A 17676-nucleotide genomic window follows, 5' to 3' on the forward strand; every position below is an offset into this window, starting at 1 on the left:
GGCCCGACCCCAACCGACGCTGCGCCGATCCGCGCAGCGCTGCTGGGATCCACGCAGCCGGACACCTCGAGAAACGCCTGAATCCATGCGCCCTCGCATGGCCCGGAAGTTGCGACGTTGAGCCCGATGCCCGATCCCGTCGGGCGCTTCCTCATCGTCCATGCCCGCATCCTTGCCCGCATCCTCTCCGGCACCCACTTCGCCGCTGTGGCGCAGCCTGCTGCTCTACCGCGAGATCCCCTGGCACTTCGGCCTCACCGCGCTGCTCTTCCTCTTGGGCAACATCGCCTTCGCCGGCCAGCAGTGGCTGGTGGGCCGCGCGGTCCACGCGCTGGAGCTCGGCGCACCGCACGGCGTGCAGGCCGCCATCGACGGCGTGCTCACCTGGTCGATCTGGCTGCTGGGCGTCGCGCTGCTGCGCGGCGCGCTGCAGTACGGCGCGGGCCTGTCCTCGCTGATCAGCGGCCAGCGCCTGCTCACGCTGCTGCGCGAGCGCATCCTCGTGCAGGTCCAGCGCCTGGACCTCGGCTACCACTGGCGCCACGGCGTCGGTGAACTGGTCACCCGCACCACCCGCGATGCCGACAAGCTGCGCGACGCGCTGATCAACTTCTGGCGCCAGGTGTTCGAGCTGACGCTCGTCGTCACGGCGACGCTGGGCGTGCTCGCGTGGTACCACCCGGGGCTCGCGGTCGTGCCGCTGCTGCTGATCGGCGTCGCGGTGACGCTGTTCCTGCGCCAGACCCATCACCTCGTGGCACTGGACCGCGCCACCGGCGCCGCCTACGACCAGGTCAACCAGGAGCTGTCCGAAGGCGTCAACGGCGTGCGCGTCGTCAAGTCCTTCGTGCTGGAGGCCCGCCGCGCCGCGCATTTCGAGGCGCAGGTCGAGCTCTTCATGCGACAGGCCACCGCCGCGCTGGCCTATGCCTGCGCGCGCGTGCCGCTGCCGCAGGCGGTGGTCGCGCTGGGCCAGGTCTGGATCCTGGTCTTCGGCCTGCACCTGGTGGAGATCGGACGGCTGCACCGCGGCGAACTCGTCGCCGCGCTGCTGATGGCCAACGTGCTGATCTTCCGCGCCGAAGGCATCGGGCGCGTGCTGCAGATCTTCGCGGACGCGCGCTCGTCGGCGGCGCGGATCTGGGAGTTGCTCGACGCCGTTCCCGCGATCGAAGGCGGCACCGCGACGCTGCCGGCGCGTGCCGGCGCGTTGGGCCTGTCGTTGGACGATGTCGGCGTGCGGGCGCCCGGCGGCACGACAGCCATCCTCGACGGCTGCTCGCTGCGCATCGCGCCGGGAGAGATCGTCGCGGTCGTCGGCGCGACCGGCTCGGGCAAGAGCACGCTGGTGAACCTGCTGCCGCGCCTGCTGGACGTCGATGCCGGTCGCATCCGCGTCGGCGACGACGCGCACGGATGGATAGACATCCGCGAGCTGCGCCTGGACGCGCTGCGACAAGCGGTCCAGGTGGTGCCTCAGGAAGCCTTCCTGTTCTCCGACACGTTGGAGGCCAATCTCAGGCTCGCCGCGCCCGACGCCGACGCGCGCGCGTTGGAGCAGGCCCTCCACGCCTCCTGCGCCGACGAGGTCCTCGAGCGTCTGCACGACGGCCTCGCCACGCCCGTGGGCGACCGCGGCGTCACGCTGTCCGGCGGTCAGCGTCAACGCCTGGCACTTGCCCGAGCGCTACTGGCGCGCCCTCGCCTGCTGGCGCTCGACGACGCCACCAGCGCGCTGGATGCGCTCACCGAGCAGCGCGTGCTCAGCCGCCTGCGCGCGTTGAACACCGCATCGATTGCCGGCCCGGACGCCGGCGGCACCACGGTGCTGATGGTCGCGAGCAAGCTCTCCACCGTGCTGCAGGCCGACCGGGTGCTGCTGCTCGTCGACGGCCGCATCGCGGCCGCCGGCCGCCATCACGAACTCACCGGCCTGCGGGCCTATCGCGAACTGCTGGGACTCGACTGATGGCACTCGGCGACATGCGAGGACAGCGGCCGCTGTCCGACATCGAACTCGAACAGGCCCTCGCCCGCAAGGCGCTGGACCGCGGCATGTTCTGGCGGATGCTGCCGCTGCTGCGGCCCGTGCGCCGCGGTCTGGCCGCCGTGGTGACGCTGGAGGCGCTGCTGGTCGGCGCGGTCTTCCTGCGGCCGTGGTTCGTCGGGCAGGCGCTCGACCACGCGCTGGTGGCGGACGGCGCCGACTGGTCGCTCGACACGCGGCTGGCCGCGTGGCTGGGCATCGGCATGGCGCTGACCTGGACCGCGCGCTTCGCGATCTCCGGCCTGTCCCAGTACCTCGCCGGCAAGGCCGCGCTGCGCGTGCTCAACACGCTGCGCATGCAGGCCTACCGGCATGTGCAGGACCTCAGCGTCCGCTTCTTCGACAAGACCAAGGCGGGCCGCATCATCTCGCGCGTGGACCGCGACGTCGACGCGCTCGAGCCGCTGCTGATCCAGGGCCCGCCGGAGCTGCTCTCCGCCGTGCTGCGATGCGGCGTCGCGGCGGTGCTGATCCACGCGATCTCGCCGACGCTGTTCCTCGGCCTCGCGGCGGTGGTGCCGCCGCTGGTGCTCGGACTCTGGGCCTTCAAGAAAATCTCGCAGAAGAACTGGGGACTGGTGGCCGAGGCCCGCGCGCGCTTCACCGCGCATCTGGTGGAAACCGTCTCCGGCGTGCGCATCATCCAGCAGATGGTGCAGGAGGAGCCCAACCGCCGCCGCTACCGCGCGCTGCTGGAGGACTTCAACCGCACGCTGGTCCGCGGCAACCGCAGGGCCGGCTGGTTCCTGCCCTACACCGCGCTGCTGGCCAGCGCCGGCATGGTGATGCTGCTGTGGGGCGGCGCGCACGCGGTGCCGCGCGGGGAGCTCACCTTCGGCCAGGTCGTGCAGTGCCTGTTCTACGTGCAGCTCTTCCTGGGTCCGCTGCAGGAGCTCTCCGACCTGCTGGAGCGCTACACCAGCGGCGCGGCGTCGGCGCAGCGCATCTTCCTGCTGCTCGACACGGAGCCCGAGGTCGCCGATCCCGCCGAGCCGGAGGCGCTCACGCGGGTGCGCGGCGACATCCACTTCGACCGCGTCGACTTCGCGTACGAGCCGGAGCGGCCAGTCATCCGCGGCCTCGACCTGCGCATCGCACCGGGCGAGGTACTGGCCATCGTCGGCCCGACCGGCCACGGCAAGAGCACGCTGGTGCAGCTGCTGACCCGCTTCTACGACATCGGCAGCGGGGCCGTGCGCCTGGACGGCGTCGACATCCGCGCGATGTCGCAGCGGCAGTTGCGGCGACACGTCGGCGTCGTCTTGCAGGAGAACATGCTGTTCACCGGGACCATTCTGGACAACCTGCGCATCGCCGCGCCGGAGGCGGACGATGAAAAGCTCATGGCCGCAGCGCGCGAGCTCGGCGCCGATGCCGTGCTGGAGCGGCTCCCGCTCGGCTACCAGACGCCAGTCGGCGCGATGGGCGGGCAACTGAGCCAGGGCCAGCGCCAACTCGTCTGCCTGGTTCGCGCCTATCTCGCCGATCCGGCGGTGCTGGTGATGGACGAGGCCACTTCCGCCGTCGACGTCCAGACCGAGCGCCGCATCCAGGCCGCGCTGCGACGGCTCTGCGAAGGCCGGACCGCGATCATCATCGCCCACCGCCTGGCGACGATCCGGGACGCCGACCGCATCGCCGTCATCGAGCAGGGACAGATCGTCGAGCTCGGCCCGCACGATGTCCTCATCGCCGCCGGCGGACCGTACTCGCGGTTGTACCGCGCGTATGAGGAAGCCTCCTTCGGCGCCGCCGTGCACGGCGCGGAAAGCAGCCCCGCGCTGGCCTGAAGGCAGCAGCGGTTGCTGCTTTCGACGCGCATCAAGCGCCGGGAAGCCCGATGAACACGGATTTCCCGGCCCTCAAGACCTGGCACGGATCTGGCAGAGCAGCTGGCGTCATCGACACCGCAAGGACACGCCATGAGCACCCCGAACGCCACCACCCCCGCAGCCAACAGCGCTGCACCCGCCGTCGACACCGTCTGGTTCACGCGCTGCCCCGTCCCCACCGCCACCGGCCTCGCCTACCGACTTGGCTGGCTGGACGAAGAGTTCGCTCGCGACGGCATCCAGCTCAAGACGCTGCAGGAAACCGGCGGCGAGCTGGCCCGCCACCACTACGACCACGAGCTGACCACGCTGGTCCGCGAAGGCGGCAACCTGCTCGCCATCCCGGCGCGCGCGCAGGGTGCGCCCACGCGCCTGGTGGGCCTGACCTGGATCGACGAGTTCCAGGCGATCCTCGTCCGTCCCGACTCCGACATCAGCCGCCCGGAGCACCTGCGCGGCAAGCGCCTGGCGCTGCCGGCTTTCCGCCCCGCCGACATCGCGCAGAACCGTCGCGGCCGCAGCATCGCGCGGGGCATGAGCCTGCAGGGCTACAAGGGCGCGCTGAATTCGGTCGGCCTGTCGCTGGACGACGCCCACCTCGTCGAGCTGCCGCCGGCGCCGCCGCGCGAAGGCGATCTCGGCCATCTGGCCGGGTCCGCGGGTTCGCCGACTTCGCCGCGTCTGCCCGGTTCGCCCGCGTCCGCAGCGGCAGCCGCGAACGGCACGGCGGGAGCGCCGCCCCGGCAGGACCTCGGCACGGGCCTGTGGGAAGGCATCCATCCGCTGCTGCGCGGTGAAGTCGATGCCGTCTACGTCAAGGGCGCCGCCGCGCTGGAAGCCGCCATCCGGCTCGGCGCGAAGGTCGGCATCGACCTCGACCAGTTGCCGGAGAAGCGCTTCCGCGTCAACAACGGCACGCCGCGCCCGATCACCGTCCACCAGTCGCTGATCGACGACCACTTCGACCTGTTGGTCCGCTTCCTGACGCAGACGCTGCGCGCGGCCGAATGGGCGAAGACGCATCTGACCGAGACGCTGGAGATCCTGCAAGGCGAGACGCGCGCCGGCAGCGCCGGCGTCTCCGGCGCCTACCGCAACGACTTCCACCTGTCGCTCGCGCCGGACCTCTCCGAGGAACGCGTCGAGCTGTTCCGCCTGCAAAAGAACTTCCAGCTGACGCACGGCTTCCTGGACCGCGACTTCGACTTCGACGCGTGGATCGATCCGCGGCCGCTGGAGGAGGCACGTCGTCGCCTCGCCGAGTCGCTGGCTTCGGGCGACACCGACGCGTCGACGGCCGCCACGCTGCGCGCCGCCGCCTGAGGATCGGACGACATGGCCGTCAAGATCCTCTGGTACCTCACCGCGCCGGACGGTCCCTATCCTTGGGAACCGCAAGGCCGGTGGCACACGGACTTCCGCCACCTGGAGCAGTTGGCCGTGACCATCGACCGGCTGGGCTTCTACGGCGCGCTGCTGGGAAGCAGCGCCAACGAGAGCCTGGCCGTGGCGGCCTCGCTGATCGCGCAGACGCGGACGATGCGTTTCCTCGTCGCGCAGCACCCGGGCGAGCTCTCGCCCGCGGTGCTCGCCAAGTACGCGCAGACCTTCGATGCGTTCTCGGGCGGCCGGCTGCTGTTCAACGTGGTGAACGGCAACGACGCCGGGCTCGCATCGCTCGGCGTGCACTACAAGCACGACGAGCGCTACGACTTCAGCTGGGAGTACTGGGACGCCTTCCGCCGTGTCTACAACGGCGAGACCTCGGGCTATGACGGCCGCTATGTGCAGCTCGCCGCCCGCGCCACCGGGCCCAGTCCGATGAGCGTGTGGAACGGCCCGACGCAACCCGGCGGCGTGCCGCTGTGGGGCGCGGGCACGTCCGCGCCCGGCGTGGCGCATTCGGTCAAGCTGCTCGACGTATACCTGAGCTTCGCCAACACGCCGCCGCTGCTGGGCGAGAAGTTCCGCCGCGTCGGCACGGAGGCCGCGAAGATCGGCCGCACGCTGAGCTACGGCACCCGGCTGCAGGTCATCGTGCGCGAGACCGAGGAAGAAGCCTGGGCCCACGCCGAGTGGCTGCTGTCGAAGTCCTCGCTCGAACACGCGAAACGCTCGGCGCAGCGGCAACTGCCGCCCGGCCAGACGCTCGACACCTTCCAGAGCGACAACCCGATCATCCAGCGCAACGTCGACAGCCTGCGCGCCGGTCGGCTGCCCTCCGCGAAGGACCTCGAGATCTACCCCAATGTCTGGCTCGGCCCCGCGTGGTTCGGCTTCGATATCCTCGGGCCGTCCTCCGGCACCACGCTCGTCGGCAGCGCGGAAAACGTCGCCGCCCGCATCCGCGAGTACGAGGCGCAAGGAACCCACGCCTTCATCCTCTCCGGGTTCCCGCTCATCAGCGAAGCCCAGCGCGTCGCCGACCTGCTGCTGCCGCTGCTTGACCTGGACCACGGGTTCGAGGTGCCACGGCTCAACGCAGCCGCCTGAGCTCAGAGTCTGGCCGGGGCCGGCGGCGAAGCCGAAGCCTCGGCGCTCAACTCACTTCGCTCGCCTCCGGCTCGCTGCGTTCAAACAGAACGCGCCTGGTCAGTCGAGGAGCTTCGGCTTCGCCGCCGGCCCCGGCCAGACTCCCCACGACACCCTGGGCAGCCCGCAACACCCCCTGCGCAAATCCGCGCAGATCGTTGCGGCGCTCCGTGCAGCCGCCCGCCCGACCACCGATGAGCCCCCGGACGACACGCCGTCGACAGCCCCGAATGCCCTGTTCATCGGCATCCTGAAGTCCCTCGGCACCGCATATGCATATTCGGTGGCATGGCACGGATCCTGCGAAACATGCCGCAACGTCCTCCATGGAACCGCCTCCGGCAACGCCCACGATGTCCGACTCCTTCGACCAAGAACCCGATCCGCTGCGCCGCGCCCTGTTGCGCAACAGCTGGCTTGCCGGCGCCGCCGGACTGCTCGGCACCGGACTCCTGAGCGCTTGCGGAGAACGCACCCCGACCACCGCCTCCGGCTCGAATGGCGCCTCAGCGACGGCATCCGGCGCGGCATCGGGTACGGCCCCAGGCGTAGCCACCGCGAATGAGCAACCCCGTCGCAGCAGCGGTGCCGTCCACTTCGGCGTGATCGAAGCGGGACAGGCGGGGAACCTGGATGCGCACAAGCCGGTGGGCAGCGGCGCGTTCCGTGGCTGGGCGCTCTACGCGAAGCTCTGGGAATGGGGACTCGACGGCCTACCGACGCTGGCCCTCGCCGAATCCGCCGAGGTCAACGCCGACGGCACCGAATGGACCATCCGTCTCAAGCCGGACCTGGAGTTCCACCACGGCAAGACCATCGACGCCGACGACGTCATCTTCTCGCTGCGTCGCCTCACCGATCCCGCCCTCGCCTCGCCGTACGCGGCCTACCTCTACTCGCTGCAGCGCGACGCGGTTCGCAAGCTTGATGCGCGCACCGTCCGCATCCCCTTCGCCAAGGGCCAGGGCCTGGTCGCCCTCGCCGAATGCTGGATGAGCTGGGGCGGCATCGTCCCGGTCGACTACCACCCGGTCAACAACGTCGTCGGCGCCGGACCGTACCGGCTCAAGAGCTTCACGCCGGGCCAGCGCTCGGTGTTCACGCGCTTCGAGAACTACTTCAAGCCCAACCAGCCCTGGTTCGACGAGGTCCACATCCACGACTTCGCTGACCAGACCGCGCGACTGCAGGCGCTGCAGGCCGGCCAGATCGACATCGCGCCCGGCATCTCGCCGGAACAGCTGCGCTTCCTGGAAAGCGACACGCGCTTCCGCGTCGTCGCGTCGCAGACGGATGCGTGGCAGTCGCTGGACATGAACCTGTCCAAGGCGCCCTTCGACAAGCCCGAGGTCGCGCGCGCCTTCCGCCTGATCGCCAACCGCAAGGAGCTGGTGGACCGCGTGCTGCAAGGCCGCGGGCGGGTCGCCAACGACCTGTACTCGCCTGGCGATCCGGTCTTCAACAGCGCGATCCCGCAGCGCGAGCGCGATCTGGCCGAAGCGCGCAAGCTCCTCGCGGCCGCCGGTTTCCCCAACGGCCTGGAAGTCGAGCTCGTCACGCCGGGCTCCAAGGCCGCGCTGGTCTTCGCGCAGCAGGCCAAGGAAGCCGGCGTGACGGTGAACGTCAAGCAGGTCGACGCGTCCACCTTCACCGGTCCCAACCGGACGGGTTGGACCTTCAGCACCGGCAGCGGCGTGTCGCGCCCCTTCCTGCTGACGGTGCAGCAGCACGACGGCCCGCGTGCGGCGAGCAACAAGACCCACTTCCGCGATCCGCGCTTCGGGGAGCTGATCACCGCCGCGCTGGCGCAGGCCGACCTCGACAAGCGCCGCGCCCTGGTTCACGAGGCGCAGCAGATCCAGCATGAGCGCGGCGGTCTTCTGATCTGGGGCTTCTCCGACGTGCTGGATGCGGTGTCCACGCGCATAGGCGGCGTCACGCCGGACCGCACCGGTTTCGCGGCCTGGCGGACCGATCGCATCTGGCGCCGGGAGGATGCGGCATGAGCGACCTCACCCTTCCCGCAGGACGCAGCTCGGCGAGCACTGCCCACCCCTCATCACCAACGACGGCGACGCCAGGGTCCTCATCGGCCACGTCCTCGACGAAAGCTGCGCCTTTCCAGCGCCGCGCCGGCATCCGCTGGCGCTGGCCATCGTGGACGCGCTGGTTCCTCGGGCGTGTGCTCGGTGGCATCGGCGTCGTGCTGGCCATCTCGATCATCGTCTTCGGCGCGACGCAGGCGCTGCCGTCGGATCCGGCGCGCATCATCCTCGGCCCCGAGGCGAGCGAAGCCACGATCGCGGTGCTGCGCGAGCAGCTCGGCCTGAACAAGCCCCTCGTCGTCCAGTACCTGCACTGGGCGGGACAGATGCTATCGGGCGACCTGGGCCGCTCGATCGATTCCAACGTGCCGGTCGGCGAGCTGATGCGGGCGCGATTCGCCAACTCGCTGCTGCTGACGATCTGCGTGGCGCTGACGGCGCTTCCCATCGCACTGGCCGGCGGCGTGTGGCTCGCGCTGCGCCGCGACGGTCGCATCGACCGCTGGACGATCTCCGGCCTCGTGCTCATCAAGGCGGTGCCCGGCTTCGCGATCGCGATCGTGCTGGTGCTGCTCTTCTCGACCTCGGTGTGGAAGATCCTGCCCGCGGCGTCGCTGCTGGAGCCCGACCGCGGCCTGCTCGCGCAGTGGCGCTATCTGGTGCTGCCGACGGCGACGCTGGCGCTGTCGATCACGCCCTACCTGCTGCGCCTGGTGCGCGCGTCGATGATCGAGGTGCTGGAGTCCGACTTCATCACCTCCGCCCGCCTGCGCGGCATCCCGGAGCGCCGCATCGTCTGGCGCCATGCGCTGCCCAACGCGCTGATCCCGGCGATCCAGGGCGTGGCGATGACGCTGCGCGTGCTCTTCGGCGGCGCGCTGATCGCGGAGGTGGTCTTCAGCTACCCCGGCATCGGCAACACGCTCAACGCCGCGATCGAGATGCGCGACATGCCCATGATCCAGGCCATCGTGCTGGTGATCACCGTCGGCATCGTCGCGATCAACCTCGCAGCCGACCTGGCCACGGTATTGCTCACGCCGCGGCTGCGCACCGCCGGCCGCATCCGCGCCCGCTCGCCCGGTCGACGCCACGCCCTGCGGCTCAGCCGCGGACAGATCCGACCGAGGTACGCACGATGAGCACGAATACGTCTTCCCGCCGCGGCTTCTGGCGACTCGCGCTCTCGCAGGCGCCGGTGCGAGTGGGATTGATCGCCACCCTGCTGGTGGTCTTCGTCGCGCTCGTCGGTCCGTGGATCGCGCCGCACGAATCGACCGCGCTGGTCGGTCCGACCTACGGTTCGCCGGCGGCCGGCGCACCGCTGGGTCACGACTTCCTCGGCCACGACGTCCTGTCCCGCGTCCTCGCGGGAGGCGGCTCGGTGGTGTGGATGTCGCTGACGACCTCGATCCTGGCGCTCGGCCTGGGCACCGTGCTCGGCGTTCTGGCTGCGTATGCGCGGGGCCGCGTCGACCAGGCCATCGTCTGGGCAGCCGATGTCTTCCTCGCCTTCCCCGACCTGATCCTCGTGCTGCTGATCGTGTCGATGCTCGGGCGCAGCCACGGCATCGTCGTGCTGACGGTGGCGCTGGCCTTCGTGCCGGGCGTGATCCGCCTCGCGCGGGGCGTCGCGCTGAACGTCGCGCGACAGGAATTCGTCGAAGCCGCCGAGCTGCTCGGCTATCCGCGCAGCCGCATCGTGCTGCGCGAGATCCTGCCCAACATCGCCACGCCGCTGCTCGTGCATCTGGGCGTGATGCTGACCTGGGCGGTGGGGATGTTGTCGGGGCTCGCCTTCCTCGGCTACGGCGTGGCGCCGCCCGCCGCGGACTGGGGCCTGATGATCAACGAGAACCGCGCCGGCCTGCTGGTGCAGCCGCTGGCGGTGGCCGCGCCGGTGCTGCTGGTCGCGATCTTCGCGCTGGGCACCAATCTGCTGGCCGAGGGCGCGAGCCGCGCCGCCGCACGGATCGAGGAGCGCTGAGATGTCCGCTGTCTTCGAACTGCGCCCCGTCGATCCGGAAGATGCCAACGGTCGGGCTGCGCTCGCGTCCTCGGACCACGCCGACCTGACCGCACCTTCCTCCGCGTCGTTCTCCGCCAACGAGGCGCCCGCCGGCCCGCCGCTGCTGGAGGTCACCCGCCTGCGCGTCGAGCTGCCGTCGGGCGCCGACATCGTCGACGACATCTCGCTGCGCCTGACCGCCGGGCGCGTGCTCGGCCTCGTCGGCGAGTCCGGCTCGGGCAAGAGCACGATCGCGCTGGCGCTGCTCGGCCACGCCCGCGACGGCGCGCGCATCGCTGGTGGCAGCGTGCGTGTCGGCGAGACCGAGGTCCTTTCGCTCGCTCCCGACGCGCTGCGCCGCCTGCGCGGACGCGTCGTCGCTCACGTCGCGCAAGACCCGGCGGCGGCGCTCAATCCGCTGCGGCGCATCGGCACGCAGCTGTGCGAGGTGCTGGAGATCCACGAGGCCGCCCTGCCCTCCGCTGAGCGTGATCTGCGCGTTCGCCAGACGCTGTCCGACGTCGGCCTGCCCGACGACGCCGAGTTCCTGCGCCGTTTCCCGCACCAGCTGTCCGGCGGTCAGCAGCAGCGGGTGCTGCTCGCGCTGGCCTTCGTCACGCGGCCGCGCCTGATCGTCATGGACGAGCCGACGACCGCGCTCGACGTCACGACGCAGGCCAAGGTGCTGGAGACCGTGCGCGCGCTGTGCCGGCGTCACGGCGTGGCGGCGGTCTATGTGTCGCACGACCTGGCGGTGGTGCGGCACCTCGCGGACGAAGTCCTGGTGCTCTACGCCGGCCGCGTCGTCGAGCAGGCCCCGCTGCGCGCATTGTTCGAGTCCCCGCGCCACCCGTACACCCAAGGGCTGCTCGCGGCGATCCCCGACGTGGCCGAACGCCGCGCGCCGAGCCCGATTCCCGGTCACGCGCCGGCTCCGGGTCGGCGCCCCTCCGGTTGCGCCTTCGCCGCACGCTGCCCGCTCGCGGACGGCGACTGCCGCGCATTGGCGCCTTCGCTGGTCAGCATCAACGGCGTCAGCGTCAGCGTCGGCGCTGGCATCGCTGGCTCGCATGCGCTGGCCTGTCACCATCCCGACGACGGTCCCGCATTCGTTCGCGCCCAGGCGGACGTGCCCGCGCCGGTCGCGAGCGACGCCCAGCCGCTGCTGGAGATCGACCGCCTCAGCGCCTGGTACGGCGAGCGGCAAGTCCTCTTCGAGGCCTCGCTGACGCTGGCGCCGGGCGACTGTCTGGCGCTGGTCGGCGAGTCCGGCTCGGGCAAGACGACCCTGGCGCGCGCGCTGGCCGGCATCGGCGAGCAGGCGACCGGCGCGCTGCGCTATGCAGGCGAGTCGCTGCCGCTCAAGGCGCGCCAACGCCCGGCGGACCAGCGCCGCCAGGTGCAGTACATCTTCCAGAACCCGTACCGCTCGCTGAACCCGCGCCACACCGTCGGCGAGACGCTGTCGACCGCCGCGCGCCACTTCTTCGACATCGACGCCGCCGAGGCGCGCCGTCGCGTCGAGCGCGTGCTGACGCAGGTCGCACTACCCGCGACGACGGCCCAGTCCTATCCCCGCGAGCTCTCCGGCGGCGAGCGCCAGCGCGTGGCCATCGCCCGCGCGCTGATCTGCGAGCCGCGTCTGCTGATCTGCGACGAAATCACTTCCGCGCTCGATGTCTCGGTGCAATCGACCATCCTGGACCTGCTCGCGCGACTGCAGCGCGACGGCCTGGCGCTGCTCTTCGTCACGCACGACCTGGGCGTGGTCCGCGCGATCGCGCGCCACGTTGCCGTGTTGCGCCACGGCGTGATCGTCGAGCAAGGCCCGGTCGAACGCGTGCTCGACGAACCCGTCGAGCCCTACACCCGCCAGTTGGTCGTGGACTCGCCCTCGCTGACCGCCGACACGCGCCGGTTGCCGCCTACGCGCCGCTACCGGTTCTCCACCTGATCGCCTCAACGCCCCAACAACTCAAGGCCCAGCCCGCATGACCGCCATCACGACTCCTCGCGCCCGTCGTCTCACTTCAGAGGCAGAAGCCATCGAAGCGGCCCGCCACGCCGCCGACGCCATCGCCGAAATCTCCGCCGATCCGGCGCAGAACGATCGCCTGCCGTTCCGCCAGGCCGAGATCCTGTCGCAGTCCGGCGTCACCGCGATCTCGCTGCCGAAGGAACTCGGCGGCTTGGGCGCCTCGGTGAAGACGGTCGTGGAAACCGTGCGTCTCATCTCCGTCGCCGACGGCGGCGTCGGCCAGCTGCTGCAGATCCACAACGTGATGATCCGCGGCGTGGGCGTCGGCTTCGCGCCTGAGATCCGCGACCGCCTGGTCGCCGACATCCTCGACGGCAAGCGCTTCGGCAACGCGCTAGCTGAGGTTGGCGGCAAGAACAAGTTCGATCACAAGACCTTCGCCGAACGCCAGCCCGACGGCCCGCTGATCCTGCGCGGCAGCAAGTTCTACTCGACCGGCTCCTACCTGGCCGAGTGGATCTCGCTGAGCGCCGGCTCCACCGAAGGCCCGATCAACGTGCTGCTGCACCGCGATACGCCCGGGCTGGAACTGCTCGACGACTGGCACGCCTTCGGCCAGCAGCACTCGGTCAGCGGCACCGCGCGCTTCAACGACATCGTCGTCGACGAGCGCTTCGTCCCCCGCCGCCCGCAAGGTCCCGGCGGCATGCCGCGCACCGGCCTGACCTGGCCCCAGATCCTGCACGCCGCGATCGACACCGGCATCGCCCGCGGCGCGCTCGACGCCGCCGTCCACCACCTGCGCCACAACACCCGACCCTGGGTCGACGCCGACGTCGACGCCGCCGCGCAGGAGCCGCACATCATCAAGACCATCGGCGAGTACGCCGTCGCCGTGCGCGCCGCCGAGGCGCTGCTGCGCCACGCCGCCGCGCTCTTCGACGAGCACCGCGCCGACCCCGACAGCAAGCCGCTGCAGGACGAGCTGATCCTCGCGGTCGCCTCGGCGCGCGCGGCCTCGGACGACGCCTCGCTGCGGATCTCCAGCGACATGTTCTCGCTGCTGGGCGCGAACTCCAGCCTCACGAAGTGGAACCTCGACCGCTTCTGGCGCAATGCGCGCGTCCACACGACGCATGACCCGATCCGCTGGCGCCTGCATCACGTCGGCAACTACTACCTCAACGGCGTCGATCCGGCCGAGTACGGCGCCGCCCTGCGCGAGCGCCGGGCCAACGCCGGCGCCAGCAGCAGCTGACGACTCCAGCCTCCCCGTATTCCGCACGACGGCGCGGTCGCCTCCGCGTTGCGCCGCCGCATGCATAAAAACATCCAAGGCTTACCGTCCATGTCCGTTTCTCGTGCTTCCCGTTCCTCGCGACGACCCTCGCCGCCGGTCCGCCCGCTATTGGGGTTGCTGATCCTGACCGCCTATGCGGCGGGCCCAGTCGCCTTGGCCCAGTCCGTCGTGGCGACTCGAGATGCCGTCGCATCCGCCGACGCTTCATCCGCAGGCGGCGTACGTGGCGCCGCCGTGGCATCCACGGGGCTGGATGCCGTGGTGGTGACAGGTACCCGCCGCATCGGCACGACCAGTCTCGATGCCTCCGCGCCGGTCGACGTGCTCAGCGCCGAGACGCTGCAACGCACCGGCGCGACCGACTTGTCGCGCGCGCTGATCAGCCTGTCGCCATCGTTCAGCGCGCCGTCGACGCCCAACGGCGGCTTCGCGTCATCGATCCCGGCGGGCGCCTCGCTGCGCGGCCTGTCCTCTGACCAGGTGCTGGTGCTGATCAACGGCAAGCGCCGCCACGTCGGCGCGAACTTCACCCGGCAGGCGCTGGCCGGCGGCCGGGGCGCCGCCGCGGTCGACCTGAGCCTGATCCCCGTCAGCGCGATCGAGCGCGTCGAGATCCTGCGCGACGGCGCCGCCGCGCAGTACGGCTCCGACGCCATCGCCGGCGTGATCAACGTCGTGCTGCGCGCACAGGACAGCGGCGGCGCGCTGACCGTGCGTTGGGGTGGCCTCGCGCACGATGATCGCGGCGGCGAGCAGCACACCATCAACGGTTGGAAGGGCCTCGCCCTGCCCAACGAGGGCTTCCTCACCCTGGCCTTCGACGCCGGCGAGAAGGACAAGGCCAACAATACGCGCCCGGATCCGTCGCTGCCCGTCGGCCATCCGTTCCGCAACTGGGCCTTCGGTTCGCCGGCGGTGAAGGACCAGGCCAACCTCGTCGCCAACGCCGAGCTGCCGCTGAGCGACCAGACCGCGCTCTATGCCTTCGGCACCTGGGGTCATCGCCGCAGCATCGGCGAGAACTTCTACGAGTCCAACACCGCCAGCTCGGTGCTCGCGCGCTCGGTCTACTTCCAGCAGCGTTTCCCGAACGGCCGCGTCCCGATCAACATCTACGAGCTCGACGACGCCGCACTGAACGCCGGCGTCCGCCACGGCGACACGCGCGCGGGCCAGTGGGACTTCGCCGTCAACCTCGGCCAGAACACCGTCAAGTCGACCGACGCCAACGCGATCAACCCGAGCTACGGCGCCAACTCGCCCTCGACGATCTACACCGGCAGCCGCGAGAACACGCAGGCCAACGCGACGCTGGACTACAGCCGCGAGCTGCGCGTGCCGGGCTTCAGCGCGCCGGTGACTTTCGCCGCCGGCCTTGCCTATCGCTGGGAGCGCTACGTCCTCGACGCCGGCGATCCGATCGCCTACACGCGCGGCCCGTTCTACAACCCGAGCAGCGTGCTCGGCGTCGGCGTGCCGGGGCTGTACTCCGGCATCACCGACCAGGACGCACGGCAGCTCTCACGTCGCGTCGGCGGCGGCTACGTCAGCGCGGAAGGCAACGTGCTGGACGGCCTCAACGTCGGCCTGGCGCTGCGCAGCGAGCGCTACTCCGACTTCGGCAACACCACCCACGGCAAGCTCTCGCTGCGCTACGACTTCACGCCGCAGCTGGCGCTGCGCTCCACCGCGAGCAACGGCTACCGCGCGCCGTCCATCGTGCAGTTGGGCTACTCGGCCTTCAGCGTGCAGACGGCAACGATCAACGGCCAGCCGGTCGACGTCCAGCAGCGCACGCTGCTGCCGGGCAGCCCGATCGCGAACCTGATCGGCGGCGTCGCGCTGAAGCCGGAGAAGTCCCGCAACGTCTCGCTGGGTCTCGTGTGGCGCCCGAGCGCCGAGGCCAGCGCGACGCTGGACGTCTACCGCATCGGCATCGAGAACCGCATCGCCCTGTCCGAGAACCTGACCACGGCGACGCTGCCGGCGCTCGCGCCCATCCTGGCGCCGTTCGGCATCAACAGCGCGGCGTTCTTCACCAACGTGCTCGACACCCGCACGCGCGGCGCCGAGCTGACCGGCAAGTACCGCGTCGCGTTGAGCGGCTCGCGGCTGGACCTGAGCGCCGGCTGGGCGTGGAACGACACGCGCATCACGCGCGCCCGCGACGTCACGACGTCCACCGGCGCGGTGATCCCGGCCGCGCAGATCGTCGGCCGCAACACGCGCGGGCTGATCGAGGAGATCACGCCCAAGGACAAGCTGGTGCTGGGCGCCGACTGGGAGGCCGGCGCGTGGACCGTGCACGGCGGCGCGCGCCGCTACGGCAAGTGGACCAACCGCGCCACCAACGCGCTGGACGACAAGACCTACGGCGCGCAGTGGGTGGTCGACACGGAGGTCGCCTACCGCTTCAACGGCGGGCTGCGAGGCCTGACCCTCGCGGCCGGCGCGATCAACCTCTTCGACAGCTATCCCGACGAGAACCCCACCGTCGTCGCCAGCACCGGCCAGGCGGCCACCGGCAGCGGTGCGATCACCAAGTACAGCTTCAACTCGCCCGAAGGCGGCCTGGGCACGCAGCTCTACGTCCGCGTCAGCTACAGCTTCTGACGTCCTCGACTCTCGCAAGGATCGCCATGTCTCTCTCTTCCCGCTTCATTCCCGGACTTGTCGCCGGACTCATCGCCGGACTTCTCTCCATCGGAGTCGCAGCACAAACGTTCGCGCCCAAGCCTGACCCGTCGCAGGGCGACGGACGCGTCTCCGACTTCTACCGCTGGACCGAGGCGATCCCCACCACGCCGGGCCGCGTGCTGCGCACCGAGCCGTTGCCGGCGCAGGTCGGCCTGTCGGAGGCCGCGTCGCAGCAACGCATCCTCTACACCTCGACCAGCGGCTTCGACAGCAAGACCCCGATCGTCGTCTCCGGCGCGCTGTTCATCCCGCGCGGCACGCCGCCAGCCGGCGGCTGGCCGGTGCTCGCCTGGGGCCACGGCACCGTGGGCCTGGCCGACATCTGCGCGCCGTCGTGGTCCGGCCGCTCCTACCGCGACGTGCGCTACCTCAACCGCTGGCTGAAGGAAGGCTTCGCCATCGTCGCCAGCGACTACGAAGGCCTCGGCGTCCCCGGCCCGCATCCGCTGATCAACGTCCCGATGCTGGCCTACGGCATCCTGGACAGCGCCCGCGCGGTCATCCACGACGTGCCGGGTCTTGCCAACCGGGTGCTGCTGGTCGGTCAGTCGCAAGGCGGCATCGGCGTCTTCGCTGCGGCGTCGTACCAGTCGCGCTACGCGCCAGAGCTGGGCGTCAAGGGCAGCATCGGCACCGGCGTGATCTACCGCGATCCCAAGGCCACGCCGATCCCGCTGCAGCGCGACCCCAACAAGGTCGACGACTCGCTCGCCTACGGCTTCTACGGCTTCCTCGTCGATCAGCAGCACGACCCGTCGCTGAAGCCCGAGGACGTGTTCACCGAGCAAGGGCAGTCGCTGGTCGCTCAAGCGCGCGTGGCCTGCCTGTCGACGCTGGCCTCGGATGTCGTCGGCAACGGCCTGACGATCGGCAATTCGCGGCTCGCCACGCCGACCGCCGCGTACCAGCGCTACCTCGCCGGCGCGCCGGGCCGCAGCGCCCGCTACAGCGAGTACCCGACGCTCGCCATCCCGCATCCCGTCTTCATCGGCACCGGCGCGGACGACGTGACGCCGTCCGCGATCAGCCAGCTCGCGCTGATGCGCGACGCCTGCGCGGCGGGAACCGTCGTCGAAGGCCATCTCTACGCCGGGCTCGGCCACAGCGCCACGGTGAACGCCTCGCTGAAGGACTCGGTCCCGTTCGCGAAGAAGGCCATCGCCGGCGAGCCGATCACGCCGCGCTGTACGCCCTCGCTTGAGTGACCCGATCTCCAGACATCCGCTTTCCGCATTCC

Annotated in this window: 11 protein-coding genes; all 11 read left to right on the forward strand. The window is 70.7% G+C overall.

The window, feature by feature from the left end:
- The first annotated feature begins 160 nt into the window (after positions 1-160).
- Positions 161-1969: an ABC transporter ATP-binding protein gene (locus ABE85_RS09600; protein ID WP_067273196.1), complete on the forward strand. Its 1809-nt coding sequence runs from the start codon at positions 161-163 to the stop codon at positions 1967-1969.
- Positions 1969-3837 carry an ABC transporter ATP-binding protein gene (locus ABE85_RS09605; RefSeq protein WP_067273198.1) on the forward strand — a complete coding sequence of 623 codons (1869 nt, stop codon included), beginning with the start codon at positions 1969-1971 and terminating at the stop codon, positions 3835-3837. Before ABE85_RS09600 ends, ABE85_RS09605 begins: the two co-directional genes overlap by 1 nt.
- Positions 3838-3969: 132 nt before the next feature.
- Positions 3970-5202 (forward strand): ABC transporter substrate-binding protein, encoded by a 1233-nt coding sequence (locus tag ABE85_RS09610; RefSeq protein WP_067273201.1) that lies wholly within the window; start codon positions 3970-3972, stop codon positions 5200-5202.
- A gap of 12 nt (positions 5203-5214) precedes the next feature.
- Positions 5215-6372 carry an LLM class flavin-dependent oxidoreductase gene (locus ABE85_RS09615; RefSeq protein WP_067273204.1) on the forward strand — a complete coding sequence of 386 codons (1158 nt, stop codon included), beginning with the start codon at positions 5215-5217 and terminating at the stop codon, positions 6370-6372.
- 392 nt (positions 6373-6764) lie between these two features.
- Complete coding sequence (locus tag ABE85_RS09620; RefSeq protein ID WP_067273206.1) at positions 6765-8417, forward strand: ABC transporter substrate-binding protein; 1653 nt, start codon at positions 6765-6767, stop codon at positions 8415-8417.
- Positions 8414-9598, forward strand: coding sequence for an ABC transporter permease (locus ABE85_RS09625; RefSeq protein ID WP_082938487.1), 1185 nt, complete (start codon positions 8414-8416; stop codon positions 9596-9598). The genes ABE85_RS09620 and ABE85_RS09625 overlap by 4 nt, the downstream gene beginning before the upstream one ends.
- Complete coding sequence (locus ABE85_RS09630; RefSeq protein ID WP_067273209.1) at positions 9595-10443, forward strand: ABC transporter permease; 849 nt, start codon at positions 9595-9597, stop codon at positions 10441-10443. The genes ABE85_RS09625 and ABE85_RS09630 overlap by 4 nt, the downstream gene beginning before the upstream one ends.
- Before the next feature lies 1 nt (position 10444).
- Complete coding sequence (locus ABE85_RS09635) at positions 10445-12418, forward strand: ABC transporter ATP-binding protein (RefSeq protein WP_082938488.1); 1974 nt, start codon at positions 10445-10447, stop codon at positions 12416-12418.
- Positions 12419-12455: 37 nt separating this feature from the next.
- Complete coding sequence (locus ABE85_RS09640) at positions 12456-13700, forward strand: acyl-CoA dehydrogenase family protein (protein WP_067273212.1); 1245 nt, start codon at positions 12456-12458, stop codon at positions 13698-13700.
- Positions 13701-14003: 303 nt separating this feature from the next.
- Entirely contained in the window at positions 14004-16355 is a 2352-nt protein-coding gene (locus ABE85_RS09645) for a TonB-dependent siderophore receptor (RefSeq protein ID WP_197507281.1), read from the forward strand.
- Positions 16356-16381: 26 nt separating this feature from the next.
- The gene (locus ABE85_RS09650; protein WP_067273215.1) at positions 16382-17644 is read left to right on the forward strand and encodes a lipase family protein; all 1263 of its coding nucleotides are present in this window, start codon (positions 16382-16384) and stop codon (positions 17642-17644) included.
- The last annotated feature ends 32 nt before the right edge of the window (positions 17645-17676 follow it).

Origin of the sequence: Mitsuaria sp. 7, assembly GCF_001653795.1 — a bacterium.
Lineage (GTDB): Bacteria > Pseudomonadota > Gammaproteobacteria > Burkholderiales > Burkholderiaceae_C > Roseateles.

Bases quoted from the DNA above. Each gene is read 5' to 3' on its own strand.
- ABE85_RS09600 (WP_067273196.1), top strand. From the start codon at position 161: ATGCCCGCATCCTTGCCCGCATCCTCTCCGGCACCCACTTCGCCGCTG.
- ABE85_RS09605 (WP_067273198.1), top strand. From the start codon at position 1,969: ATGGCACTCGGCGACATGCGAGGACAGCGGCCGCTGTCCGACATCGAA.
- ABE85_RS09610 (WP_067273201.1), top strand. From the start codon at position 3,970: ATGAGCACCCCGAACGCCACCACCCCCGCAGCCAACAGCGCTGCACCC.
- ABE85_RS09615 (WP_067273204.1), top strand. From the start codon at position 5,215: ATGGCCGTCAAGATCCTCTGGTACCTCACCGCGCCGGACGGTCCCTAT.
- ABE85_RS09620 (WP_067273206.1), top strand. From the start codon at position 6,765: ATGTCCGACTCCTTCGACCAAGAACCCGATCCGCTGCGCCGCGCCCTG.
- ABE85_RS09625 (WP_082938487.1), top strand. From the start codon at position 8,414: ATGAGCGACCTCACCCTTCCCGCAGGACGCAGCTCGGCGAGCACTGCC.
- ABE85_RS09630 (WP_067273209.1), top strand. From the start codon at position 9,595: ATGAGCACGAATACGTCTTCCCGCCGCGGCTTCTGGCGACTCGCGCTC.
- ABE85_RS09635 (WP_082938488.1), top strand. From the start codon at position 10,445: ATGTCCGCTGTCTTCGAACTGCGCCCCGTCGATCCGGAAGATGCCAAC.
- ABE85_RS09640 (WP_067273212.1), top strand. From the start codon at position 12,456: ATGACCGCCATCACGACTCCTCGCGCCCGTCGTCTCACTTCAGAGGCA.
- ABE85_RS09650 (WP_067273215.1), top strand. From the start codon at position 16,382: ATGTCTCTCTCTTCCCGCTTCATTCCCGGACTTGTCGCCGGACTCATC.